The sequence below is a fragment of the Parabacteroides sp. PM6-13 genome, assembly GCF_029892605.1.
Lineage (GTDB): Bacteria > Bacteroidota > Bacteroidia > Bacteroidales > Tannerellaceae > QVMG01.
Window position 1 is genome coordinate 134,883 of record NZ_JARXWF010000004.1, and the last position, 25,592, is coordinate 160,474.

A 25,592-nucleotide genomic window follows, 5' to 3' on the forward strand; every position below is an offset into this window, starting at 1 on the left:
TATTTGCATAATATAGGATGCGTCTTAGCATAGCTCAAACAAGTTTGGCTCTGCGTTCGACTTTCACTATATTTGTCAAAACTATCGTTTAGAGTAAACCGCTTTTGAATCAATTTAAAATTATTTATTATGAGAACAGTAAGTAAAGCATTGTGTATTGCTTTTGTTGTAATGGGAACCATGAACCTGCAAGCGCAGGGATTCCCTAATCCGCAGGATATTCCTGCTGCCCAATCTATCTCTTCCAAAGTGATTCCCCTCGACCTTTCCGGCGAAGTGGATAAGAATCAAGAACCGACTGTAGAGGTGGAGGTCAAAAAAGATATTGTCTACGCGCATCGCGATGGGATGGATCTGCATCTGTATGTCTACGCTCCGAAGGGTGTGACTGCTCCGCTGCCCTGCATTGTGTATGTGCCGGGGTCAGCTTGGATGAAGCAGAATCTGGATATGGCAACGCCTAACCTTATACGGCTGGCTGCCCGGGGATATGTGGTGGCCAACGTGGAGTATCGCCCCTCGTCCGTCGGGAAATTCCCGGCACAGGTGCAAGATGCTAAAAGTGCTATTCGTTTTATGCGCAAAAACGCCGCTACCTATCAGGTGGATGTGGATAATGTGTTTGGCTGGGGCGATTCTTCGGGAGGACATACATCGCTTTTCATGGGCTTTACACAGAATCATCCGGAGCTGGATACCGACCTTTACGGTGAATATTCAAACAAGGTGAATGCGGTTGTGAACTTCTTTGGTCCTTCTGAACTGGTCAGAATACCGGAGTTCCAAACGATGAAGTTCCCCGGCGCCTCACCCGAAGAACAGCTTATTGGGGCGAATATTGCCGAAAATCAGGACCTGGCGCGTAAGGCAAGCCCGATCTATTATGCTACGCCCGACGATGCTCCTGTGTTTATGGCGCATGGCGACCGCGATACCCTCGTGCCTCTCCATCAAAGCGATTTAGTAGCTGAAGCATTGGATAAGGCGGGCATACCGTATGAATACTACTGTGTGCTTGGTGCAGGACATGGCGGCCGGGAGTTCTGGTCGGATGCCATGTTGGATAAGATAGAGGTGTTTCTGAAGAGGTATATGGTTGGGGAGTGAAGAAAGGAGAAAGGGCGTCTTCAGGTTTTGTAAGATGTGAAGGCTCTTGTATCATAAGAATAGTATCAAAATTTCTCCTCCTTTGCTAAGGAGGAGAAATTTTGTCACTACTTTTATACCACTTTTGAGATCTTAAAATCTTCACATTCCCTCCGATTTGAATATCCGTAATATGTGAAGATGGGCAAGGTGCACTGAAATGAGTTAAATCCCGCAGGGATTTCCTATTCGTAACCCTCGGTAAGAGGGCGAAGCGAACGACCGGGGGTATTCCGCTAATAATAACTAACGAACCCGGAATGGGTTCAACCCGCTTCGGGGTTGCTTGGAGAGTAGGTCTTGTCTATCTGCCTACCTACCACGGGTTTGCTTCGCTACACCCGCGGTTACGAATAGGAAATCCCTGCGGGATTTATATGAAAATCTTCCAATCTCCTTTCTCCCTTCTCCTTTCTCCTTTCTCCCCCACCCCTCACTAACCACTAATCACTAACCATTAATCCCTCTCCTTTCTCCTTTCTCCTTTCTCCCTTTCTCCTATCTCCCCTTTTCCCCTTTCCCCCTTCCATCCTTACCAAATCTAAAGAGACGCCCCCTACCCTGCTGTTTTCAAAAAAACTGTAACTTAAACCGCCATATTACTAACACATTGTTTTTATTTATATCTTTGCAGTTGCAATTTATTCATACAAATCCACAAAACATGAACGAACAGATTAAACAGATAGCAGAACGTCTGACCGGGCTTCGAGAGGCATTGGAGCTGACGCCCGAAGAGATGGCAGATGCCGCGAATCTTTCTATTGAAGAATATCTTCGCCTGGAAAGCGGATCGGTTGATATTTCCGTTAGTATACTGCATCAGATCTCACAGGCCTTTGGCGTTGAACTGACCACCCTGATGTTTGGCGACGAACCTAAGATGAGCTCTTATTTCATTACCCGCCGGGGAAAAGGTATTGCGGTCGAAAGAACGAAGGCTTATAAATATCAGTCGTTGGCAGCCGGTTTTGCCGGACGCAAAGCGGATCCGTTTATGGTCACCGTGCATCCGAAACCCGAAGAGGAACCGATCTACCTGAACTCCCATCCTGGACAGGAATATAATATGATTATCAACGGGCGCTTGCAATTGCAGATCGGAACGAAAACCCTGATCCTCGAAGCGGGCGATAGCATCTATTTCAATTCGGAACTGCCTCACGGCATGAAAGCATTGGATGGAACAGAGGTTAATTTTTTAGCAATAATACTTTAATATAGTTGATAATGGATAATTGATAGTTGATAATTATTTTGACACTCTTATCAATGCTCCATTTTCAATTCTCAATTAAACAAATCATGTTAGATAAGTTTTTAGCACAAGTAAAATATACGTCGCAGGAGGATTTTATTCAGAACTACAAAGTGAACATACCGGAGGATTTCAACTACGGCTATGATGTGGTCGACGCCTGGGCAGAAAAAGAACCGGAAAAGAGAGCGATCTGCTGGACCAATGACAAAAAAGAACATATCGATTTCACTTTTGCGGATATCAAACGGGAAAGCGATCGGACGGCCTCCTATTTCCAATCCCTCGGCATCGGCAAGGGAGATATGGTGATGCTGGTATTGAAACGTCGCTATGAGTTTTGGTTTTCCATCATTGCCTTGCATAAGTTGGGCGCGGTGGTTATCCCGGCTACGCATCTGTTGACCAAGAAGGATTTTGTGTATCGCAACAATGCGGCGGATATCAAAATGATTGTCTGCGTAGGCGAAGAAAATGTGACCCGCCAGGTGCAAGAGGCCATGCCGGAATCGCCCAGCGTGAAACATATTGTATCTGTTGGCCCGCTCGTGCCCGAAGGGTTTGACAATTTCCATAAAGGGATTGAAGCGGCAGCTCCTTTTGTTCGTCCGGAAAAGGTGAACAAGAACGAAGATATCTCCATCATGTATTTCACCTCCGGCACAACCGGAAATCCGAAGATGGTGGCACACGACTTCACCTATCCGCTGGCACATATCTCAACCGGCAAATACTGGCACAACCTGCATGAAAAGAGCCTGCATCTGACCATTGCCGATACGGGATGGGGAAAAGCGGTTTGGGGAAAGCTCTACGGACAATGGCTTTCGGGAGCTACCGTGTTTGTCTACGATCATGAGAAGTTCAATCCGGCCGATATGTTGCAGATGATTCAGGATTATGGCATCACGTCGCTTTGCGCTCCCCCTACGATCTTCCGTTTCCTGATCCGCGAGGATATCAGCCAATACGACCTCTCGTCGTTGGAATATTGTACGATTGCCGGTGAGGCGTTGAATCCCGCCGTGTTCGAATCGTTCAAGAAATTGACAGGCATCAAACTGATGGAGGGATTCGGGCAGACCGAAACGACCCTGACCGTTTGCACCTTCCCCTGGACAGAACCGAAACCCGGCTCTATGGGCAAGGCTAACCCGCAATACGATGTAGACCTGTTGCGTCCCGACGGCAGTCCGGCAGAGGATGGAGAGCAGGGCGAGATCGTTGTGCGCTATGCCGACCGCTGGCCATTGGGTTTGTTTAAAGAATATTACCGCGATCCGGAATTGACGGAGAACACCTGTTTTGACGGTATTTATCACACGGGCGACGTGGCCTGGCGCGATGAAGACGGCTATTATTGGTTTGTTGGACGTACGGATGATGTGATCAAAAGCTCGGGTTACCGCATTGGCCCGTTCGAGGTGGAAAGTGCGTTGATGACGCATCCTGCCGTGGTGGAATGTGCTATCACCGGGGTGCCGGATGAGATTCGCGGACAAATCGTGAAAGCGACCATTATCCTCGCCAAAGAATATAAAGACAAAGCAGGCGAAGAGCTAAAAAAAGAGCTTCAGAACCATGTCAAAAAAGTAACGGCTCCCTATAAATATCCCCGCGTGATCGAATTTGTGGACGAACTTCCGAAGACCATTAGCGGCAAGATACGAAGGGTAGAGATTAGAGATAAGGACAAGAAATAATTATGAATTGTGAATTATGAATTATGAGAAGAGAATATCAAATCATAATTCAAAATTCATAATTCAAAATTCATAATTGCTTTGAGGCGTATTGCAGTAAAAATAGGTAGCAACGTATTAACCCGGGCGGATGGGACGTTGGATATTACCCGTATGTCGGCTTTGGTCGATCAGGTGGCGGAGTTGCATCATAAAGGGATCGAAGTGGTGTTGATCTCTTCCGGTGCGGTGGCTTCGGGACGCTCGGAGATAAAGGCGGGGAAAAAGCTGGATCCGGTATCGGCACGGCAACTCTATTCGGCGGTAGGACAGGCGAAACTGATCAACCGCTATTATGAGCTTTTCCGGGAGCATGGGATGTGTTGCGGGCAGGTGTTGACTACGAAAGAGAATTTCAGCAGCCGTACGCACTACCTCAACCAGAAGCATTGCATGGAGGTGATGTTGGCAAACAAGGTGATCCCGATTGTCAACGAGAACGATACGATATCGGTAACGGAATTGATGTTTACCGACAACGACGAACTCTCCGGCCTGGTGGCTACCATGCTGGGAGCTGATGGATTGATTATCCTGAGCAATATCGACGGTATATACAATGGAAACCCCAACGATCCGGCCTGTACGGTGATCCGTGAGATCGGCTCCGGTGGCGAAGACCTGTCGGAGTATGTGCAGACAAGCCGCTCCTCTTTCGGACGTGGCGGTATGTTGACCAAATGCCGCATAGCCCGCAAGGTGGCCGACGAGGGCATCACGGTGATCATTGCCAATGGCAAGCGTGATCAGATTCTTCCGAAACTCCTGTCAAAGAAAAGCGAGGAGGTATGTACCCGCTTTATTCCTTCGCCCAAACCGGTCAGCAGTGTGAAGAAATGGATTGCCCATTCGGAGGGATTTGCCAAAGGGGAGATCCATATAAACGAAGGCGCCTCTACGGCTTTGCTCTGTCCGAAGGCAATCAGCGTGTTGCTGGTGGGCGTTACGCGGATTGTTGGTGACTTTGAAAAAGGGGATATTGTGCGTATATTTGATGATAAAGGGCAACAGATCGGTGTCGGTTGTGCCGACTACAACAGTAAAGAGGCCGTTCCTTTGATCGGACAACGCGATCTGAAGCCGTTGGTGCATTACGATTATTTATGTTTAACTGCTGAATAAGAGAGTATGGTACGCGAAATAATACAACAGACAGCCGCCGCATCCCGGTCGCTGATTGCCTTAAGTGATGAAACGATCGGGGCTATTCTGCGGGATACGGCGAAGGCCTTGATGGAGGCGCAGGCATCGGTCTTGGAGGCCAACGCAAAAGACCTGGCGCGGATGGAACCGGAGAATCCGAAATATGACAGGCTGAAGCTGACTCCCGAACGGTTGCAAGGGATTGCAGATGATATGATAAGCGTGGCTTCCCTCCCCTCTCCTCTCGGAAAAGAGTTGGATGCCTGGGAGCGTCCGAACGGAATGATGATCCGGAAAGTGACGGTTCCTTTCGGTGTGATCGGCATTATCTATGAAGCGCGGCCGAATGTCACCTTCGATGTGTTCTCGCTCTGCCTGAAAAGCGGCAATGCCTGTGTCTTGAAAGGCGGATCCGATGCGGACAACTCCAATAAAGCATTGATCAGCATTATCCATCAGGTGTTGGAGGGCCGGGGTGTCAATCCGGCCGTCTGCACCCTATTGCCGCCCGACAGGGAGGCTACGACCGAGCTGTTATATGCCGTAGGACTGGTCGATCTGATCATTCCACGGGGAAGCAGTTCATTGATTAACTATGTGCGCGAGCATTCGCGTGTGCCGGTGATCGAAACAGGCGCCGGTGTTTGCCATACCTATTTTGACCAGGCGGGTGATCTGGCCAAAGGACAAGCGATTATTACCAATGCGAAAACCCGGCGGGTAAGCGTTTGTAATGCGCTTGATTGCCTGTTGATCCATCCCGATCGTTTGAAAGACCTGCCCGGATTATGTGAAAAATTGGCTGATAAGCAGGTTACGATCTATGCCGATCCGCAGGGCTACGAATCGCTGTCGGGACATTATCCGGAAGATATGCTTCAGAAGGCCACCGAAGAAAGCTTCGGAACAGAATTCTTAGACTATAAAATGAGCATCCGGACAGTGGCTTCTCTCGACGAAGCCTTGGATCATATCGCCCGATACGGCTCCAAACATAGCGAATGTATCGTGAGCGAATCGGCGGATGCTGTCCGTTTTTTCCAGCAAAGAGTAGATGCTGCCTGTGTTTATGCCAATGTGTCCACCGCCTTTACCGACGGCGCACAATTTGGCTTTGGTGCTGAAATAGGCATCAGCACGCAGAAACTCCACGCTCGCGGTCCGATGGCGCTGCCGGAGCTTACCACCTATAAATATATGATTAGTGGCGATGGGCAGGTGAGGGAATGAAGAATTAATTGTTAATGATTAATGATTCATTAAGAGCTGAGAGACAGCGCCTTTCCCTACTGTGGCTCCGGGCCTAACTTTTGGGTCAACCCCAGCCAAGGGTGCGGGTATCGCTATTTTATGTACCTTCGGTTTCGAATAAGAGCAATTGATATGATACTGATAGCAGATAGTGGTTCGACGAAGATCGAATGGTGTGTGGTGGAGGGCAGCCGGATCGAGAAGCAGTTTGAGACGGCGGGTGCCAATCCGTATATGCAGACGGCGGATGAGTTGTCTGCCGAATGGGAGGTCTCTCTGTTTCCGCTGATCGAGCGCTACCGCATACGGGCGGTCTATTATTACGGGGCGGGATGTGCCTTCCCGGAGAAACGACAACTGATTGCCAGCATCTTAGGGCCTCGATTACAAGCGGAGATCGAGGTATTCAGTGACCTGATGGGGGCGGCTCGCGCCCTCTGCGGACGGTTGCCGGGCATTGCCTGCATACTGGGCACGGGGGCTAACTCATGCCGCTATGACGGGGTGGAGATCATTGAGCGTACGCCGACACTGGGCTTTATCCTCGGCGACGAGGGGAGTGGCGCCTACCTGGGGAAACGCCTGGTGAGCGACTGCCTGAAAAAGCAGCTCCCCCACACGATCACGGAGAAGTTCCTACACACCTACCAGCTCACGGAGGAGACGGTCCTGGAACGTGTCTACCGACAGCCGTTTCCCAATCGCTACCTGGCCTCACTCTCGCGTTTCCTACTCGATCATATCGAAGAAGAGGCGATCCACGCCTTGGTTCTGGACAGCTTTACCCTGTTTCTGGAACGTAATGTACGCGCCTATGCCGGGGCCACTGACTATCCGATCCATTTCCTGGGATCGATCGCCTACTATTATCAATCGGTCTTGCGGGAGGCCACACATGCCGCCGGGCTCCATCCCGGGATCATTACGCTCTCGCCTTTAGCGGGGTTGGTGGGGTATCATGGTAATGGGTAATGGGTAATTGTTAATAAAGCAAATAGCAATCGTAGATTGCCCCGCTCTGTAGCCAGTTGCCTCAGGCTGCTGGTCTTCAAATGGGAGGGAAATTGAAGGGAGAAGGGAGAAAGGAAAAAGGAGAAGGGAGAAGATGGGAAGATTTTTATATAAATCCCGCAGGGATTTCCTATTCGTAACCGCGGGTGTAGCGAAGCAAACCCGTGGTAGGGAGGCAGGTAGGTAGGGAGGCAGATAGACAAGGCCTACTCTACAAGCAACCCCGAAGAGGGTTGAACCCATTCCGGGTTCGTTAGTTATTATTAGCGGAATACCCCCGGTCGTTCGCTTCGCTCTCTTACCGAGGGTTACGAATAGGAAATCCCTGCGGGATTTAACTCATTTCAGTGCACCTTGCCCACCTTCCCATCTTACTTAATCTGAAAACGCCCCTTTCTCCTTTCTCCTTCACATATTCCCAAATTTGAATACCCCTCCTATCTCCTACCCTCTCCAAACAGATAATCGTTGAAGACTACAAAATCCCTAATAGGAGATTTTGCAGGATATAGACAGCGGCGCCGGCGAGGTAGCCCAGGGCGGCCATCCAGGAGATGCGTTTGAGATACCAGCCGAAGGGGATTCCTTCCAGCCCCATCACGACAACACCGGCTGCGGAACCAATAATCAGCATACTACCCCCCACGCCCGCACAATAGGCGAGGAACTGCCAGAACACACCGTCCTGCATGAAATAGGCCATATAAGTGGGATCGACAGCTGCTGCTACCATCGCCTCATTGGCCACCGGATACATACCAATCGCTCCGGCCACCAGCGGCACGTTATCGACAATCGAGGAGAGGGCACCGATGATCAGGTTCACAGCATAGACATTGCCGATATGCACATCGAGCCAGGTAGAGAAATTATCTAATATACCAACGCCACGCAAGGCATCGACCGCCAAGAGAATACCCATAAAAAACAGGAGCGTAGCGCCATCGACGCGGTGTACCACCTTGGAGAGGCGCAGTTTCAGGTCCTCCTCGATCGGATGGCGACGATACATCAGCTCAGTGAAGATCCACAAGATAGAGACCCCTAAGAGAATACCCATAAAGGGCGGCAGGTGGGTGATGGTCTTGAAGATCGGCACAGAAACCAAGCAAAGCACGCCAATCACCAGGATAGAGAGTTTCTCTTTGGTACGCAATTCCTTGAGCAGGGCTTTGTTCTCTTCGTCGGAGATAGCCAGGGGCGGCGTCACCTGTCCATGCAGGAGGGGAAGCGCCAATAAGACAGGCACCATGGCCGAGATAAGGCTGGGCAGGAAAAGATGCGGAATGGTTGCCGCGGTCGAGATATTGCCCCGCACCCAAAGCATAATGGTCGTGACGTCACCGATGGGCGACCAGGCACCCCCACTATTGGCGGCGATAATCACGATACTGGCATAGACCCAGCGCTCTTTGTAATTGCCCACGATTTTGCGAATCAACATAATCATCACAATCGCGGTGGTCAGGTTGTCGAGTACAGCCGACATAAAAAAGGTCATGATGGCAAGCATAATAAGCAGTTTACGCTTATCGCGGGTGGTCACCCGGTTGGTGATAAACATAAACCCGCCGTGGGTATCGATCAGTTCCACCGTAATCATTGCTCCAATCAGAAAGATCAGAGTCTCAGCAATCTCACCAATGGAATGAAGCACCTGATGTTCTACCACAAAGCGAACACACTGTTCGGCGAAGGGCAATTCCAACAGATAAGGATTGGCCTGCAGGAATCGTTCCAAGTCCTCAGCTGAGACAAGCGGAACGAACTGCTCCGCGTGCATAGCGTAAATCACCCATAATAAGGCTCCGGTCAATAAGGCAATACCGGCTTTGTTAATCTTTGTTGTATGTTCCAGGGCAATAAACAGGTAGCCAACCAGGAACAACACAATCATCATAGTCCACATAGTCACATGTTTTTAATTAATATATATTCTATAACGCAAATTTCCAAAACGATAAACGGGGGCAAAAGTACGACTAATATCTCAACTTTGTTGGTTTATTTCCTACCTTTGCAGGTCTAAACAAGGGATAATCCAAAAATATGGCCAGCTACCTGCAAATAGACAAACTTACCAAATCATTCGGTGACCACCTTTTATTCAGTGATATTACTTTCGGCATTGCCCAGGGGCAGAAGATCGGGTTGATTGCGCCCAACGGATTCGGGAAGACCACCCTGATGAATATCATTGCCGGAAAAGAGGGATACGACAGTGGATCGGTGGTGTTTCGCAACGACCTGCGGGTGGGCTACCTGGAGCAGTTGCCGGTCTATCCGGCGGGACTGACGGTGTTACAGGCCTGTTTCTACTCGTCGAATGCCACGGTACGCCTGATTGCCGAATACGAAGAGGCGGTGGCCAAGAACGATACGACACGACTGGAGGACATCCTGCTCCGCATGGACAATGAGAAGGCGTGGGACTACGAACAGAAGGCAAAGCAGATATTGAGCCAGCTGAAGATATACGATTTCGACCAGAAGGTGGAGACCTTGTCGGGTGGACAGATCAAACGAATCGCCCTGGCGAATGTATTGATCGACGAGCCGGAATTGCTCCTGTTGGACGAGCCGACCAACCACCTCGACCTGGAGATGACCGAATGGCTGGAAGATTACCTCAGTCGCTCGCGCATCAGCCTGTTGATGGTCACCCACGACCGCTATTTCCTCGACCGGGTATGTAATGAGATTATGGAGATCGATCGCCAGCAGGTATATCAATACAAAGGCAACTACAGCTATTACCTGGAGAAGCGGGAGGAGCGTGTGGAGGCGATCCATGCCGATATCGAACGCGCCAATAATCTGTTGCGCACCGAGCTGGACTGGATGCGTCGTCAGCCACAAGCACGTGCCACCAAAGCGAAATACCGGATCGATGCCTTTTACGAACTGGAGAAACGTGCCAAGCAACAACGGGAGAACCGACAGGTGAACCTCGATGTGAAAGCCGCCTATATCGGATCGAAGATCTTTGAGGCCATCCATGTCTCCAAGCGTTTTGGCGAGGTGCGTATTGTGGAGGATTTCAATTATACCTTTGCCCGCTACGAAAAGATGGGCATTGTCGGCAATAACGGTACCGGCAAATCCACCTTTATCAAGATGCTGATTGGGGAGATGGCGCCCGACAGCGGCCATTTCGATATCGGAGAGACGGTGCGTTTCGGTTATTACAGCCAGGAGGGCTTGCAGTTCGACGAAACGATGAAAGTGATCGATGTGGTGCAGGAGATTGCCGAATATGTCGATCTGGGCAACGGGCAGAAACTGACGGTCTCGCAGTTCCTGAATTACTTTCTCTTTACACCCGATCGTCAGCACAGCTATGTACACAAACTAAGTGGTGGTGAGAAGCGCCGGTTGTATCTCTGTACGGTATTGATGCGCAATCCGAACTTTCTGGTGCTCGACGAGCCCACCAACGACCTGGATATCATCACCCTGAATGTACTGGAAGAATACCTGCGCCACTTCAAAGGGTGTGTGATTGTGGTATCCCACGACCGTTATTTTATGGATAAGGTGGTCGATCATCTGTTGGTGTTCCGGGGCCAGGCCGATATCAAAGATTTCCCGGGCAGCTACTCACAATACCGCGATTGGAAAGAGGAACAGGATCGGTTGGAGCGCGAAGCCGAAGCCGCCCGTCAGACGCAAACTAAACCCATACAAGAGAAAAACAATCGCCCGGAGAAAGAGGCGAAAAAGAAACTCACCTACAAAGAGCAAAAAGAGTTTGAAGCCCTGGAAGCCGAGATCCCTGCCCTGGAAGCGGAGAAAGAGGCGTTGGAAACAGCCATGAGCAGCGGTACATTATCGAACGAAGCGCTTATGGAGAAGTCGGCACGCATCGCGGAGGTGATCGAAGCGATCGACGAAAAGACCATGCGATGGCTCGAGTTGAGTGAGTTTGTTTAAAATACCCTATCTTTGAGGCATTAGGAATGAAATATCCATTATATCTATGCCGGTAAAAATGCTTAAACAGGATCCGCAGGGACAGGCGCATCCGTTTACACAATTGCTTGTTTTTCTGTTTATCACAGTCGTTTGTGCTTTTGTCTTTTCCCTATTGGGGGCTATCCCGCTCTATATCATAGGGGGATGGGATGCCGATATGACGGAATCGCCGGATATACTTCGTTGGGCACAACTCATCTCTTCCATCGGGCTCTTTCTGGTACCGGCCCTTTTTTATGCCTGGCTGACAGGCGATGATATCCGGGATTTTCTTTCCATCCGGGAACGACCGAAGATACCGTTCCTCTTTTGGGCATTGATCGGCCTGTTCCTATTGGCTCCGTCTATCGCTCTGGCGGAGTATCTCAACCGGCAGATGACGTTTCCTGAGATACTGGCACCGGTAGAAACATGGATGCGCGCGCAGGAAGACAAGGCGGAGCAGATGACATTGTTATTATTAGAGCAGAAAGGAGTGGTTACGCTTTTGTTTAATCTGTTGGTCATCGCAGTGGGCGCCGGCATAACAGAAGAATTTTATTTCCGGGGTGCTCTTCAACGGATCATTGCACGATGGAGCGGGAATCCGCACGTGGTGATCTGGGTCACCGCCATTATCTTCAGCGCGTTCCATCTACAATTCTACGGTTTTCTCCCGCGTATGTTATTGGGTGCCTATTTCGGTTATCTACTGCTCTGGACGGGAAGCCTCTGGGTGCCTGTCTTCGCCCATTTTGCCAATAATGCCATCTCGGTGATCGGCATGTCGAACCAATCGATTAGCGAAAATCCCTATTTCACCTCCGAACTGCCCACCACCGCTCTCTATTTCTATATCCCAATGGCGCTACTCGGCCTCTTCTTTTTGTGGAGAACACGAAAAAAGATGCAAAACAACCATTTCCGAGAGGGTTCCGACACGGTAGGGAGGCCCGGCGATGCCGATGCCTGAGGAGACATAAAACTGGGTGTTGCCTTTGCGGCTATAGCCGTATGGGTTTTCATAGACAACGTTCATCAGTAAAGGATAGGGCCAGATCTGTCCGTAATGGGTATGTCCATATAGGCCGAGGTCTACGCCATTCATCGCCGATTCGGCTAACGACCAGGGTTGGTGGTCTAACAGGATGATTGGCTTCGTGTGATCGAGCTCTTTGGTAAGCGCCCGGAGTGGCTTTCGTTCTTTGTTGATATAATCGTCGCGTCCGATCAGGTAGAAAGCCGAATCGGGCATCACGACCGAATCGACCAAGAGGGTGGCGCCTGTCTTTTGCAGCCAACGGGTTTTGGCATGACGGTTGGCACGGTATTCATGGTTACCATAGACCACATAGGTGCCTAATGGCGCCTGCAATTGTTGCAGATCCTCTTCGATACGCACCTTTTCGGCAAAGCGCGACTCATAATCCATGATATCGCCCACCAAGACCACCATATCGGGCTGTTGCTGATTGCTCATAGCGACAAAACGCTGCACCTGCTTTTTGCCGATCACCTCGCCAATATGCAGGTCGCTCATCATCACGATGGTCAGGCTGTCGCGCCCGGCGATCGGCTTGTCGAGATGGATGTTGACATGTGTGACCGTAGGATACATCACCCGATGGTAGGCATGGATCATTAAGAGGGTGACACCTACGGTAATACAAACAAAACAGATTGTTTTGATGCGCCTCCACTGTTTCGCTACCCAGGCGGGATACCAGGGCCACAGCCGGTGGGTAAACCGGATAAGTTCCAGGAGAAGAATCGCCATGGTGATATAGACCGATGCGATATACCAGGTACTACATATCAGCATAATGGTGATAAACACCCGGTCGGGCAAGAGGGAATGGAAGAAAAAGCCGGTGAAAAACACCAATAACTCCAACAGAAAAAAGAGCGTATACGGAATTCGCCAGCTCTTTTTGGGTGGAATAGCCTGATACCCCCTCCAACAGATGAAGGGGGTAAGTATCAGTTGTGCAATGATTGACTGCAGAAATACTTTCACGGGTTCTGGTTTTGTCAGGGGGTTACTTCGGGTAACCCACCGGGTTATTCAACATAAGCACCTGCGTATCGGAAAGTTTCAACAGCGTTCTGAGTTTCTCTTTGTCCATAAAGGCGCGTGGAACGGTCACCAGGCCACATCCCGCGCAGAAGAGCGATATATTCTGCGAAACGATACCCACGTCGAGCGCACCGAATTCTCTCTTCACATCATTCCCTACATTCACATCGAAGCGGGCCAGGTCGGACACCATCAATAGGATCGCCGGTGCTTTATTGATGGTCGGTTGTCGGTCACCGATCAACGGACGATGGTCACCGGCTACTACCGGAGCGAGCGAATGGTTCTTGACATCGTATAGATAGACCCCTTCAGCTAAGAAGACATAGAGATCCACATCCTGCTTGTTCATCGCCGTAGGCGAGGTGCGCTTCCCCTCCGCCGGACGGTTGATGCCACAAGCCGCCCAGATCACATCGGAAAGATCTTGGTCGCTTAGTTTCTTTTCTGAAAACTCACGCACCGACTGGCGGTTGGCAAGCGATTGCATGATCGAAGCCCCCCGCTCTTTGCTGGGCGTGACCAGCTTGATCGGCTTCAGCGATTGCGCACTGACCGTGGCGGCCAGTAAGATGGCAGAGGCCATCAGACATATCTTTTTCATATTCCTATTCGTTTGAATGATTCGGTTCTTTCTTCTTATTTCGGATAACCCACCGGATTGTTCATCAACAGTAGTTGCGTCTCTTTCAGTTTAAGCGCTTTTGCAAGTGCTTCATGATCCATCGATCCGCGGGGAACGGTTGCCAGGCCAAGGCCGGCACAAGCCATATTGATGTTCTGACAAACGATACCAACATCGACAGCACCCATGAGTTTCGTATGCTCCGCCTGGGCATTTCCCAAGCGCGAGAGGTCGGACACCAACACCAGGCTCAGCGGAGCCGCTTTCACAAAGTCCTGCCCTCCGGCTACGGCTGCCCGGTGATCACCCGGTGCCACGGGATTGAGGGCATGCGCCTTCGCATCGTAGAGGTAAGCGCCTCCCTTCATCACAACATAGATATCGACATCCTGCACATTGCGTGCCGAAGGAGCGGTACGTTTTCCATCCGGACGATTCACGCCATTGGCCGCCCATAACAGATCGGAGAGATCCTGCGGAGAGAGGTCTTTGGCGGCATACTCACGAATCGACTGGCGTTCGTTGAACACTTTCATAACGGCATCCCCTTTCGTTTTGTTGGGGGCATTCAGCTTAATCACTTTCATTTCCTGTGCTTGCATTGAAAATCCCATAGCAAATGCGACTAATAAAACAATAATTTTCTTCATCTCTTTCTATAATTGGTATAACGCAAATGTACATGATTTTTAGGAATTGACCATAACCCTATCCTTTGCCTTCGGTTGAATCCGATGGTTCACAGGACATATAAAAATGGCTTTTGATGGAAATAATAATAAAAAGAAGAGAAAGGATTCTATTTTGAATCAAAAAAGCTTTTCTTTTGCAGTACGAATTGTGAACTTAGCGAAGTTTTTACAATCAGAGAAACAGGACTACTAAAGACAACATAAATTTAAAGATATGCGTAACTTCACTTGTGTGCAAGATATTGGCGACCTGAAGCAGGCGGTCAATGATGCTTTTGAGATTAAGAGAGACCGGTTCCAGTTTTCAACGTTGGGAAAGAACAAAACATTGATGATGATCTTCTTCAATTCAAGCCTTCGTACCCGTTTGAGTACGCAGAAGGCGGCTATGAATCTGGGGATGAACACCATTGTGTTGGACATCAACCAGGGCGCCTGGCAGCTGGAAACGGAACGGGGGGTTATCATGGACGGCGACAAGCCGGAGCATATCCTGGAGGCTATCCCGGTGATGGGCGCCTATTGTGATGTGATCGGCGTGCGTTCTTTTGCCCGTTTTGAAAGTAAAGAAGATGATTATAACGAGAAGATCCTGAACCAGTTTATTCAATATTCCGGTCGTCCGGTGTTCAGTATGGAGGCAGCTACGCGCCATCCGTTGCAGAGTTATGCCGATCTGATCACCATCGAAGAGTATAAAAAGACGGAACGCCCGAAAGTGGTATTGACCTGGGCGCCGCATCCGCGTGCCCTTCCCCAGGCTGTTCCCAATAGTTTTGCAGAATGGATGAATGCAACCGATTATGAGTTTGTGATCACGCACCCGGAAGGCTACGAACTGGATCCGCAGTTTGTGGGTGCTGCCCGCGTGGAATACGATCAGAAAAAGGCTTTCGAAGGCGCTGATTTTATCTATGCCAAGAACTGGGCCGCCTTTGCCGACCCGCATTATGGAGAGATATTGAGCAGGGATCGCAATTGGACAGTAGATGCCGAAAAGATGGCTTTGACCAACAATGCCTATTTTATGCATTGTCTACCGGTGCGCCGCAATATGATTGTCACCGACGATGTGATAGAAAGCCCGCAGAGCATCGTGATTCCCGAAGCTGCCAACCGGGAAATCTCCGCACAGGCGGTATTGGCGAAGATACTACGGTCGATTTAATTGTTAATTGTTAATTGTTAATTGTTAATTGTTAATTATGAATTATGAATTGGGAAAAAGGACTAAATTGCTTTACACTTCGCTAAGCGATTTACAATTTCCGCTTCGCTCCAATTCATAATTCATAATTCTCTTTTCACGCTTCCCCTTTCACCCCACCCAACGGCGGCAGGAACTCACCTCCGTCAGCTCCTTTGTGTAGTTGTGTTTCGAACTTGGAGATATTGTCTTCCAACGCGTGCAATAAACGTTTGGCATTGTCGGGCGTCAGGATAATCCGACTCTTCACCTTAGCTTTGGGCACACCGGGAACGATACGCACAAAGTCGAGGATAAATTCTGATGAGGAGTGCGAAATGATCGCCAGATTCGCATAGGTGCCCTGCGCTATCTCTTCGGATAGCTCCACCTGTATCTCGTTAGCTGCTTTCTTTTCCATTTTTATCATTTCTTTTGATTTGGAAACAAACTTACGAAATATAACGTTAAAACCAACGCTATCCCACAACCATTTGAGGGGTTTACTTGTATTACTAATAAGGACTTCTCAATGTCCGGAAATAATATGTTTAACCAAAATAATAGAAAACATGAAATCTTTAGAAGGTAAAGTAGCCATTGTAACCGGAGCCGGCTCCGGCATGGGAGAGGCCATCGTTCGGTTGTTTGCCAAGAAAGGCGCCAAGGTGGTTGTCTCGGATCTCAATCAGGCATCGATGGATCGTGTCGTAAACGATATTAAATGCAAACAATGTCCGATCATCGGCGTTTTGTCGGATGTATCGAAACTGGAGGATCTGGAACGATTGGTTGCCGAGACGCTGAACGCATTCGGCACCATCGATATCTTAGTCAACAACGCCGGTGTCCTCGATAATTTTATGACGGTGGACGCGTTGGATGTGAAGCGTTGGGAAAAGGTCATGGATGTCAATGTGAAGGGACCGACCATTCTGTCGCAATTAGTTATCAAACACCTGTTGGAAAAGAAGAAACCGGGCGTGATCATCAATACCGCATCGGTGGGTGGTATGTTTGGCGCACGAGGTGGGGTGAGCTATGTCACCAGTAAGCATGCGGTGATCGGTCTGACCAAGAATATCGCCTCTGTCTACCGCGAAGATGGTATACGCTCGGTGGCGATTGCTCCGGGTGATATCAAAACAAATATTGGGAACAGTCTGAAAGCGCCCAATGAAAAAGGGATACACGCCTTGATGCAATATGTAGCCACCGGTCCCACCGGCGAGGCCGAAGATGTCGCCCAGGTGGTTGCTTTCTTAGCCAGCGATGCTGCCAAGTTCATCAACGGCACCGTTATTACGGTGGACGGCGGATGGACGGGAGCGTAAGGTGATTAATTGAAAATTAAAAATGGAGAATTGAAAATGGGGAGGAATCTACACTCTCCATTTTCAATTCTCCATTTTCAATTTTCAATTTTCAATTAGCTTAAGGAGTATATACCCCACTATACGGATTCTGGTCGCCAGCCGGCCAGATATCGTCAACTAAGGCGTCGTTGTTCTTTAATTCGCTGTTCGGGATCTGGAAGATAAAGCGCCAGGAACGAGCCGGGAATTGATGGCTGCCACCATACGACTCATGATTGCCTTCGCGCAACAGCGGCTGTTGCGTGCGGATCATATCGAACAGGGCATGACCTTCACCATACATCTCTTTGCGGCGCTCCAACCAGATGGCTTTCAACAGCTCTTCACCCGATGCCTCTGTGCGTTGGGCGTTACGCATCTCCTGAAGCTTCCAGAGGAGCTCTTTGGCTTCGCTCTCTTTGCCCTGATAGGCACAGGCCTCGGCAGCAGTGAGCAGCATCTCTTCCGTACGCATAAAGACAATAGAACCCCGACACTCATCGTTGTCGCGGAATTTATAAGAAGCCCAGAGCACATCCCACCAGCGTTCGAACTGAAATCGAATATCATTCTGGTCAAACAACTCCACAAACTTATCGGCAGAGTACCAACCTACGAAGGAGAAACATTTACGCGTACCGTTAGCCCACATCGCATAGGGTGAATAGTCGCCCATATTCTGCTCTTCGCTCTGGCGCATACCCCAGATCCAAGAGGGAACCGTCTCATCGCTGAAGCCTCCTAAGTATTGTTCGTTGGTGGTGAGCGGATACTTATTTAACAGCTTCCTGGCATATTCTTCACATTTGGACCAGTTATGCATCACCTGATACACCTGCGCCAAAACGCCTTGAACCACCGATTGATCGAAGTTATTGATACGGTTTCCGCGATCGAATCCGGCCAGCATGGTTTCGGCAGCCGTCAGGTCGGCCAGTATCTGTTTGTAGGTCTCTTCCAGTGTGCCACGTGGTTTGCCTTCGGTCTGATCGGTTGTCGGTTCCAGATAAATAGGAACACCGGGCATATCTTTGGCAATGATATAGGTCTGTTGGAACAGGCGCGCCAGGTTGAAATAGGCCCAACCGCGGATAGCATGCGCTTGTCCTTTGATATATTGTTTTTCCATGTCAGAACCCGAGCAGTCGTCGGTATAGGCTAAAATGGAGTTGACATTGTTGATCAGCTGATAGTGGAATTGCCACAACTGACCTGAACGGAAGATGTCGCCACGGGTTTCACCCCAATAGTTGTAGTTGTATATATACCATCCGCCTCGCATGATGATATCTTCGCCGCAAGCATCTGAGATCATCTGAATGGAGGGGATCCCCCAGTCGTCATAGGAATTGATGCCTCCGCTACCGAAAGCGCGCATATGATAGTAGGAACCGTTTAATGCCGCTTGTGCACCGGCAATCGTGTTGAATACGTCGGTATCGGCCACCGAAGTAGAGGGCGAAACATTAAGGAAATCGCTACATGAGGTGACCATAAGCGCTATGAGCGCTACGAGGCCGGTAAGGCGAATTGAATTTATTATCTTTTTCATATCTTAATATGCTAATAGGAATGAATGTCTTATAGATTTAACTGTATACCGAAGGAGATCGACTTGGTGGTCGGGAATCGGTTGCTTGTTGTTCCGGAAACGGATTGTTCCGGGTCGGTTCCGCGCTTCTGTGCATTTCCTAACGTCAGCAGATTATCACCTTGTACGAACAGGCGTAGGGAATTGATGTCGAAACGTGAAGTCAACGATTTAGGTAGGGTGTAGCCTACGGTCAGGTTGCGCAAGCGTAAGAAGCTGTTGTCGTACAGGAACTTGGTGGTGTACGATCCCATATAGCTGGAATAATAGGTGGAAATGCGCGGAAGCGAAGCGTTGGTATTGCCTTCACTCCAACCTTTGAGCATATCGGGATGCATGCTGTAACCGGTACGATAGGCCATCATCTGTGCGTAGTCGCCATCGTATAGTTTGCCGCCGATGCTGTAATAAAGCATAAACGACAGGTCGATACCTTTGTAATACAGGTTGTTTGTCAATCCGCCGAAGAGCTTGGGAATGGCATCGCCCAGGTATTTCTTATGTTTGTCGCTGGTTACCGCGTTGTAGTCTTCTGTTTTCTCGCGTCCGGTCACTACCTGCTCATCTCCCTGGGTTTCATAAATGTTTTTCCAGTATTGGTCGCGTCCGGTTTCCGGATTCACACCGGCATATTCGATGCCCCAGAAGTTGTAGCGCGATTCGCCTTCCCGCCATTTGAAATAACCGGAATTGATCTCGTCCTGTGGCAGTTTGGTGATCTTGTTCTTATAGTGTGTGCCATTGAAATCGATGCTCCAGCGGAAGTCTTTGGAGTGGAACGGCGTATAGCTCAACTGGAATTCGATACCCTGGTTCTGCACGTCGCCAATGTTACGGTCGATACTGCTGAAACCGGTGGATGGAGCCATCGGCATACCGAAGAGCAGGTCTTTGGATTTGCGCTTGAACCATTCCACTTCACCGCTCAATTTATTGAACAGTGCAAATTCAAGACCGACATTAAGTTGCAGGTTGGTTTCCCATTTCAGGTCCTTATTCGCCAGGCGGCTGATGCGTACACCGGCTTCATTATAGTCGTTGTTACCGGTAGCATAGAGTCCCTGATAAGCATAATAGGTGTTTAACTGGTCATTCCCCACGGCTCCGTAGCTGGCTTTCAATTTCAGGTTATCGAGCCAATCATACGATGACATAAATTCTTCGTTGGAGATACGCCAGGAGGCACCCAACGACCAGAACTTTCCCCAACGGCTATCGGGGTGGAAGCGCGAAGAGCCGTCGGTACGGAAACTACCCGACACATAATAACGGTCTTTGTATTCGTATTCCACGCGGCTCAGCCAGCTCAACAAGCGGTATTTGTTGGAGTATGAACTCATGGAGTTCATTTCGGAAGCCGAATCGATCTCTGTCAGTCCCAGGAAGGGAAGTCCTCTTTTGGCTGCTTGCAGGTATTTGTAATGCAAGGCATAGGCTTCCTGTCCCAATAATACATTCACGCGATGATCGCCGAAGGTTTTGTCGTAAGTCAACAGGTTATTGATCGTATACGAAATATTTTGTCTTATTTCTTTATACACTTCTCCGCCATACCCGGAGGCAAAGCCATACTCGGGGTTGGTGTATCCGTCGTAGGTTCGGCTGTAATGATCCACGCTGAAGTTGGTACGGAATTTCAGTTCCGGCAGGAAGGTGATCTCGATATAATTACGTGTAGATATATTGTTAGTCGTTTCCGGCGAAGGGTTATAAGCCGCGTCGGCCAATGGGTTCCAGGCAGTCCATGCCGCACGGTCGTCTCCGTAATCAAAGATCTTGTTGCCATTGCCATCACGTTGGTAATCACCTGTAGTCGGATCCCATACATAGACCGGATAGGTCGGAGAAATCGTGCGAAGGAACCAGATGGTCTTTTCATCCAGCCATACTTCCCGTATAGAGTGCGAGAGAGAGGTGTTGGTTCCTACCTTAAGCCAGTTTTTGACCTGGTAGTTCAGGTTCGAACGAAGTGAAAAACGTTCGAATTTCTGTGCGGCAAAGATACCTTTATCGTTTACGTAACCGCCCGAAAAGTAGTAGTCGGCCTTATCGTTCTTTCCGCTGAAGTCCAGGTTGTATTCCTGACGCAGACGCGATTTCAGGATCTCATCCCGCCAGTCTCCCCAGAACAGCAACTGAGCGTTCGGATCCATCTCGCCATTCAGTCCTACCGGTTGATCGATACTGAACGGGTTGATCTTGAGCTCGTTCTTTAAGTAGTTGGTGGCGTATTGATTAGACTCGTCGGCAGTATAGCCTTGGTCCTGGCGTCCATTGCGCATAGCCCACCAGGTCAGGGTCGTAAACTCCTGCGGTGTCAAGGCGCGTGGCAGATCGACAGCCAGATTGGAATAGCCCCAGGTAGAGCGGAAATTAACCTGGCCTTTGTCGGAAGAACCCTTTTTGGTCGTGATCATAATCACCCCGTTTGCTGCGCGCGATCCGTAGAGTGCGGTGGCCGATGCATCTTTCAATACCGTCATCGACTCGACATCCGCCGGATTGATCGCATTCATGATTCCATCGTAAGCCACCCCGTCGACCACATAGAGCGGCGAGCTGGAGGCATTCATCGAACCGATACCACGGATCAGGATCGCACCGCTATCGCCCGGTTGGCCGCTGCTGTTGATGACCTGCACCCCGCTGCTCTGTCCCTGGAGCGCTTGCGTGATGTTGGAGGTGGTGATCTTCTCCAGGGCTTCGCTTTTCACAACGGTAGCCGAGCCGGTGAAGGTTGACTTCTTGCCGGTACCGTAGGCCACGACCATCACTTCGTCGATCGCAACAAAATCCGGATCCATGACAACCGTCATGCTGTTTCCTGTAATAGGTACTTCTATGGTTTTGTACCCGACGTAAGAGAATTGGAGGCTTTTGGTCCGTTCGTCTATCCGGATCGAAAATTCTCCGTCTGCATTTGTGGCGACACCACGCATGCTTTGTTTGTCCATTACTGCAACACCTATCATCGGAAGTCCATCTTCCGAGGATGTTACTTTCCCTGTGATTTGTCTTTCCTGTGCCAGCATACCTTGTAGCGACAACACAAGAATAACCAGAAGAACACTCAGTTTTCTCATATACATATTTAAATTATTAAAGGTGAGATTATTCCAATAAAATGGTTCGTGTATATATGTCAGTACATACTACACCTCCTATCCGAGTAGGAAATTTACCCGCGAACATGATAGAAGAAACAACTCCCAACCCATAGGCAGGAGGATGTGGCTATTTCTTAGCGAAACGCTAAAGAAGCACTCATAATAGAAGATGGATGATGATAGTTGTGTTTTGCATGACTTTGAGTTTTTGTTCGTAAGTATTTAGATTATCGATCCACACACACGTTCTGTATAGATGTTTTGTCAGATTAAGTTGGCCAAATGTAGTGTTTATTTTAACAAATTCAAGTTTTTCTCAGAAAAAAGTAACAATTAGTCATGAAATGTCTGTTTTAATCTATGAAAAGTAAGGCCTCGCGATTTTCCTATAAATGCTGGATTCATCCGGGGTCGACGCTATAAGTCACATCCGCAAGCCCGAAAGGGCTTCCACTTGGATAACCCCGATGCAAGCCGTTAAGGCGCAGCTCGGGGTAGACACTATATCTATACAACGAACTCCGTAAGGAGGTCTACTGTTGAGCCCCTACGGAGCTCGTTCCTCTATCACTACCCACCCCGAGCTGCGCCTTCGGCTGGCATCGGGGTTATCCAAGTGGAAGTCCTTCCGGACTTCAGAAATCAAACCTATATATATGTTAATAAATACAAATCGCTCCCCTTTTCACTGAAACCCCAACTATCATTTTGACAAAAACGGGCGAGTATTTTTCCAAAAACGTAGGGGTATTTAAAATTACCCGCAGGAGTAACACTTTTTAACGTATCATATTGTAATGCAAAATCCACTTTTTGCTTACAATTTGTTTTTTAACATTTCGGGTGAGGACCTGCCAAATAATATTTGCTTAGAATGCATAGAAACAGGCTATAATCGTGGATAAAAGTTAAAACCATGTTATACAACATAAATCATGCCGGGCAATGCGTGTGATTAGTCTGTACTTTTACAGGCAATTTGTAGAATTAAACTGAAATTTACATGAAAAACGAAAAGACTCTATCCGGCTTGGATATTGCGGACTTCAGCAAGCAAGTGGATGGAAAAGAGACGGCTCTTTGTGTATTAACAAATAAGACCGGTGCAGAATTAACTATTACAAACTACGGTGCAAAAATTGTCTCTCTCATGGTTCCCGACCGATCGGGCAAACTGGTCGATGTGGTGACAGGCCATAAGAATATCGATGACTATATGACCAGCGAAGAGCCCTATTTCGGGGCGGTTTGCGGACGTTATGGCAACCGTATTGCGAAAGGTACTTTCACGTTGGATGGTGTTGTTTATGACAAACTGCCCATCAATAACGGACCCAATAGTTTGCATGGCGGTTTAAAAGGCTTTAATGCCGTGGTGTGGGATATGGTGCAGAACGACGACCAGACGGTGACCTTGACCTATACCGCTGCCGATGGCGAAGAGGGCTATCCGGGCGAGTTGAAAACGACCATCGTTTATCAGTTGACCGACACCAACGAGGTGATTATCTCTTACGAGGCAACGACCGATAAACCGACCGTATTGAACCTAACCAACCACTCCTATTTCAACCTCTCCGGAGCAGGCGACCCGTATGTAGGCGATCATCTATTAGAGATCAATGCCGACACCTATCTGCCGACCGACGATACGGCGATTCCTTACGGACCGGCTGAAAAGGTAGAGGGGACTCCGATGGACTTCCGCACACCGTTCGAGATCGGCGCTCGTATTGAGGATGATTTCCAACAGTTGGTTTTCGGTAACGGATACGATCATACCTATGTATTAAATAAAGAGGGGAACGAATTATCATTCTGTGCCCGTTGCTCTTCGCCCAAGACCGGTATTGTGATGGAGACCTATACCACAGAGCCGGGCGTACAGCTCTATACCAGCAATTGGACGACCGGTAATTTTGAAGGCAAACCGGGACAGTATTACCCGAAACGCTCTGCTTTATGTCTGGAAACGCAGCATTTCCCCAATAGCCCGAATATGCCGGACTATCCTTCGACGGTGCTTCGTCCCGGCGAGACATTCCAGAGCAAAACGGTATATGCCTTTACGATTGAAAAATAATCTATTTAAATAACTCAAAAAAGCACTTTTATGACACAAAAAAATCAACAAAATGGTCGGACTATCGCGATTGTCACGATGATCGTTATCTTCGCGATGATTTCTTTCGTTACCAACCTGGCGGCCCCGATCGGGGTGATCTGGAAAGGCCAACCGGGCATTGAGGGATCGAACTTCCTGGGCATGATGGGTAACATGATGAACTTCCTGGCCTATCTCTTTATGGGTATTCCGGCCGGTAAGATGCTTGTTAAGTTCGGTTACAAGAAAACCGCTTTGGCAGCTATCGCAGTCGGTTTCTTAGGCGTATTTATTCAGTTTCTTTCCGGCATCGTAGGTGTAGGGGCTACCCTATTCTCTCTCCCGTTGAACTTCTTCGTTTATCTGCTGGGAGCCTTCGTTGCAGGTTTCTCTGTATGTATGCTCAACACGGTGGTGAACCCGATGCTGAACCTCTTAGGAGGTGGCGGTAACAAAGGGAACCAGCTGATTCAGATCGGTGGTACATTCAACTCTCTTTCCGGCACGCTGACTCCGATGTTCGTAGGTGCGTTGGTAGGTACCGTTACGGCACAGACCGCTATCACGGATGTGAACCCGGTTCTTTTCGTAGCGATGGGCGTATTTGCCGTAGCATTTATCATCCTGTCGTTTATTCCCATTGCTGACCCGGACGCTGACAAAAAAGCGGGAAAAGAGGTTGTGTACGAAAGAAGCCCGTGGGCTTTCCGTCACTTTGTGTTGGGAACGATTGCTATCTTCGTATATGTAGGTGTTGAAATCGGTATACCGGGAACCTTGAACTTCTTCCTGTCGGATGTGGATCCGAGTAAAGGTGCCGGATTGGATCCTGCTTCAGCCGCAACGATTGGTGGTTTCGTGGCAGGTACTTATTGGTTCCTGATGATGATCGGACGTTTCCTGGGAAGTCTTGTCGGTGCTAAGGTGTCGAGCAAAACGATGTTGACCTTTGCTTCCGGATTAGGTGCTTTGTTGGTTTTACTGGCTATCTATCTGCCGAAGACCATATTGGTTTCTATGCCTGTATTTACCGGTTCTGCTTTTGATATGGTTCAAGTGCCTATCGCGGCTTTACTGCTTGTGCTCTGCGGTCTTTGCACTTCGATCATGTGGGGAGGTATCTTCAACCTGGCCACCGAAGGATTAGGAAAATATACCGCTGCCGGATCAGGTATCTTTATGATGATGGTTGTTGGTGGTGGTGTTCTTCCGCTGATACAGAACTGGGTAGCCGACCTTTCAGGCTATATGACCAGCTACTGGGTGATTATCGCCGGTATGGTTTATATGCTCTATTATGCCTTGATCGGAAGCAAGAATGTAAACAAAGATATTCCTGTTGACTAAACA

General features: G+C 49.0%; 19 protein-coding genes. 12 read left to right on the plus strand and 7 right to left on the minus strand.

Translation table 11 applies throughout. The features are described from left to right. Window positions 1–129: 129 nt before the first annotated feature. From M2134_RS05520 to M2134_RS05545, 6 genes are all read left to right on the plus strand, one after another. The gene (locus tag M2134_RS05520; protein ID WP_280750965.1) at window positions 130–1,107 is read left to right on the plus strand and encodes an alpha/beta hydrolase; all 978 of its coding nucleotides are present in this window, start codon (window positions 130–132) and stop codon (window positions 1,105–1,107) included. Window positions 1,108–1,810: 703 nt separating this feature from the next. Beyond that, window positions 1,811–2,365, plus strand: coding sequence for an XRE family transcriptional regulator (locus M2134_RS05525; RefSeq protein WP_280750966.1), 555 nt, complete (start codon window positions 1,811–1,813; stop codon window positions 2,363–2,365). Window positions 2,366–2,451: 86 nt separating this feature from the next. After that, window positions 2,452–4,107, plus strand: a complete 1,656-nt coding sequence (locus M2134_RS05530) for an AMP-binding protein (protein ID WP_280750967.1) — start codon at window positions 2,452–2,454, stop codon at window positions 4,105–4,107. 81 nt (window positions 4,108–4,188) lie between these two features. Continuing rightward, a complete protein-coding gene (gene proB, locus M2134_RS05535; RefSeq protein WP_280750968.1) occupies window positions 4,189–5,268 on the plus strand; it encodes a glutamate 5-kinase in 1,080 nt (359 codons plus the stop codon). A gap of 6 nt (window positions 5,269–5,274) precedes the next feature. Continuing rightward, window positions 5,275–6,519 carry a glutamate-5-semialdehyde dehydrogenase gene (locus M2134_RS05540; RefSeq protein WP_280750969.1) on the plus strand — a complete coding sequence of 415 codons (1,245 nt, stop codon included), beginning with the start codon at window positions 5,275–5,277 and terminating at the stop codon, window positions 6,517–6,519. Window positions 6,520–6,672: 153 nt separating this feature from the next. Further along, window positions 6,673–7,512 (plus strand): ATPase, encoded by an 840-nt coding sequence (locus M2134_RS05545; protein WP_280750970.1) that lies wholly within the window; start codon window positions 6,673–6,675, stop codon window positions 7,510–7,512. Between the two features lie 514 nt (window positions 7,513–8,026). Here M2134_RS05545 and nhaD read toward each other — a convergent pair. Beyond that, window positions 8,027–9,460, minus strand: a complete 1,434-nt coding sequence (nhaD, locus tag M2134_RS05550) for a sodium:proton antiporter NhaD (protein WP_280750971.1) — start codon at window positions 9,458–9,460, stop codon at window positions 8,027–8,029. A gap of 140 nt (window positions 9,461–9,600) precedes the next feature. On the opposite strand from nhaD, the gene M2134_RS05555 reads away from it, so the two are divergent. Beyond that, complete coding sequence (locus M2134_RS05555; RefSeq protein ID WP_280750972.1) at window positions 9,601–11,484, plus strand: ABC-F family ATP-binding cassette domain-containing protein; 1,884 nt, start codon at window positions 9,601–9,603, stop codon at window positions 11,482–11,484. Between the two features lie 46 nt (window positions 11,485–11,530). Then, complete coding sequence (locus M2134_RS05560; protein ID WP_280750973.1) at window positions 11,531–12,478, plus strand: type II CAAX endopeptidase family protein; 948 nt, start codon at window positions 11,531–11,533, stop codon at window positions 12,476–12,478. Here the strand turns inward: M2134_RS05560 and M2134_RS05565 are convergent. The 3 genes from M2134_RS05565 to M2134_RS05575 are packed head-to-tail and all read right to left on the minus strand — an operon-like array spanning window position 12,374 to window position 14,857. After that, on the minus strand, window positions 12,374–13,522 hold the full coding sequence (locus tag M2134_RS05565) for a metallophosphoesterase (protein WP_280750974.1): 1,149 nt from the start codon (window positions 13,520–13,522) through the stop codon (window positions 12,374–12,376). The genes M2134_RS05560 and M2134_RS05565 overlap by 105 nt on opposite strands. A gap of 22 nt (window positions 13,523–13,544) precedes the next feature. Then, window positions 13,545–14,186, minus strand: a complete 642-nt coding sequence (locus M2134_RS05570; protein WP_280750975.1) for a SagB/ThcOx family dehydrogenase — start codon at window positions 14,184–14,186, stop codon at window positions 13,545–13,547. Window positions 14,187–14,221: 35 nt separating this feature from the next. Continuing rightward, window positions 14,222–14,857 (minus strand): SagB/ThcOx family dehydrogenase, encoded by a 636-nt coding sequence (locus M2134_RS05575; protein ID WP_280750976.1) that lies wholly within the window; start codon window positions 14,855–14,857, stop codon window positions 14,222–14,224. 256 nt (window positions 14,858–15,113) lie between these two features. On the opposite strand from M2134_RS05575, the gene M2134_RS05580 reads away from it, so the two are divergent. Beyond that, window positions 15,114–16,067 (plus strand): N-acetylornithine carbamoyltransferase, encoded by a 954-nt coding sequence (locus M2134_RS05580; RefSeq protein ID WP_280750977.1) that lies wholly within the window; start codon window positions 15,114–15,116, stop codon window positions 16,065–16,067. A 136-nt stretch (window positions 16,068–16,203) separates the two neighbouring features. Here the strand turns inward: M2134_RS05580 and M2134_RS05585 are convergent, their stop codons facing one another. Continuing rightward, window positions 16,204–16,506, minus strand: coding sequence for a DUF3467 domain-containing protein (locus M2134_RS05585; protein WP_280750978.1), 303 nt, complete (start codon window positions 16,504–16,506; stop codon window positions 16,204–16,206). Window positions 16,507–16,657: 151 nt separating this feature from the next. Between M2134_RS05585 and M2134_RS05590 the strand changes: the two genes are divergently transcribed. Continuing rightward, the gene (locus tag M2134_RS05590; RefSeq protein ID WP_280750979.1) at window positions 16,658–17,419 is read left to right on the plus strand and encodes a glucose 1-dehydrogenase; all 762 of its coding nucleotides are present in this window, start codon (window positions 16,658–16,660) and stop codon (window positions 17,417–17,419) included. Window positions 17,420–17,519: 100 nt separating this feature from the next. On the opposite strand, the gene M2134_RS05595 is transcribed toward M2134_RS05590, so the two are convergent. Together M2134_RS05595 and M2134_RS05600 are read right to left on the minus strand one after the other, a co-directional pair. Next, window positions 17,520–18,992, minus strand: coding sequence for a RagB/SusD family nutrient uptake outer membrane protein (locus tag M2134_RS05595; RefSeq protein WP_280750980.1), 1,473 nt, complete (start codon window positions 18,990–18,992; stop codon window positions 17,520–17,522). A gap of 29 nt (window positions 18,993–19,021) precedes the next feature. Continuing rightward, window positions 19,022–22,114: a TonB-dependent receptor gene (locus M2134_RS05600; protein ID WP_280750981.1), complete on the minus strand. Its 3,093-nt coding sequence runs from the start codon at window positions 22,112–22,114 to the stop codon at window positions 19,022–19,024. A 1,027-nt stretch (window positions 22,115–23,141) separates the two neighbouring features. Between M2134_RS05600 and M2134_RS05605 the strand changes: the two genes are divergently transcribed. Continuing rightward, entirely contained in the window at window positions 23,142–24,221 is a 1,080-nt protein-coding gene (locus M2134_RS05605; RefSeq protein ID WP_280750982.1) for an aldose epimerase family protein, read from the plus strand. A 30-nt stretch (window positions 24,222–24,251) separates the two neighbouring features. Then, window positions 24,252–25,589, plus strand: coding sequence for an MFS transporter (locus tag M2134_RS05610; RefSeq protein ID WP_280750983.1), 1,338 nt, complete (start codon window positions 24,252–24,254; stop codon window positions 25,587–25,589). The last annotated feature ends 3 nt before the right edge of the window (window positions 25,590–25,592 follow it).

What these genes read in the sequence shown, in the direction of transcription:
- M2134_RS05520 (WP_280750965.1), top strand. Translation starts at nt 130, where the DNA reads ATGAGAACAGTAAGTAAAGCATTGTGTATTGCTTTTGTTGTAATGGGA.
- M2134_RS05525 (WP_280750966.1), top strand. Translation starts at nt 1,811, where the DNA reads ATGAACGAACAGATTAAACAGATAGCAGAACGTCTGACCGGGCTTCGA.
- M2134_RS05530 (WP_280750967.1), top strand. Translation starts at nt 2,452, where the DNA reads ATGTTAGATAAGTTTTTAGCACAAGTAAAATATACGTCGCAGGAGGAT.
- M2134_RS05540 (WP_280750969.1), top strand. Translation starts at nt 5,275, where the DNA reads ATGGTACGCGAAATAATACAACAGACAGCCGCCGCATCCCGGTCGCTG.
- M2134_RS05545 (WP_280750970.1), top strand. Translation starts at nt 6,673, where the DNA reads ATGATACTGATAGCAGATAGTGGTTCGACGAAGATCGAATGGTGTGTG.
- nhaD (WP_280750971.1), bottom strand. Translation starts at nt 9,460, where the DNA reads ATGTGGACTATGATGATTGTGTTGTTCCTGGTTGGCTACCTGTTTATT.
- M2134_RS05555 (WP_280750972.1), top strand. Translation starts at nt 9,601, where the DNA reads ATGGCCAGCTACCTGCAAATAGACAAACTTACCAAATCATTCGGTGAC.
- M2134_RS05560 (WP_280750973.1), top strand. Translation starts at nt 11,531, where the DNA reads ATGCCGGTAAAAATGCTTAAACAGGATCCGCAGGGACAGGCGCATCCG.
- M2134_RS05570 (WP_280750975.1), bottom strand. Translation starts at nt 14,186, where the DNA reads ATGAAAAAGATATGTCTGATGGCCTCTGCCATCTTACTGGCCGCCACG.
- M2134_RS05575 (WP_280750976.1), bottom strand. Translation starts at nt 14,857, where the DNA reads ATGAAGAAAATTATTGTTTTATTAGTCGCATTTGCTATGGGATTTTCA.
- M2134_RS05580 (WP_280750977.1), top strand. Translation starts at nt 15,114, where the DNA reads ATGCGTAACTTCACTTGTGTGCAAGATATTGGCGACCTGAAGCAGGCG.
- M2134_RS05585 (WP_280750978.1), bottom strand. Translation starts at nt 16,506, where the DNA reads ATGGAAAAGAAAGCAGCTAACGAGATACAGGTGGAGCTATCCGAAGAG.
- M2134_RS05590 (WP_280750979.1), top strand. Translation starts at nt 16,658, where the DNA reads ATGAAATCTTTAGAAGGTAAAGTAGCCATTGTAACCGGAGCCGGCTCC.
- M2134_RS05595 (WP_280750980.1), bottom strand. Translation starts at nt 18,992, where the DNA reads ATGAAAAAGATAATAAATTCAATTCGCCTTACCGGCCTCGTAGCGCTC.
- M2134_RS05600 (WP_280750981.1), bottom strand. Translation starts at nt 22,114, where the DNA reads ATGAGAAAACTGAGTGTTCTTCTGGTTATTCTTGTGTTGTCGCTACAA.
- M2134_RS05605 (WP_280750982.1), top strand. Translation starts at nt 23,142, where the DNA reads ATGAAAAACGAAAAGACTCTATCCGGCTTGGATATTGCGGACTTCAGC.
- M2134_RS05610 (WP_280750983.1), top strand. Translation starts at nt 24,252, where the DNA reads ATGACACAAAAAAATCAACAAAATGGTCGGACTATCGCGATTGTCACG.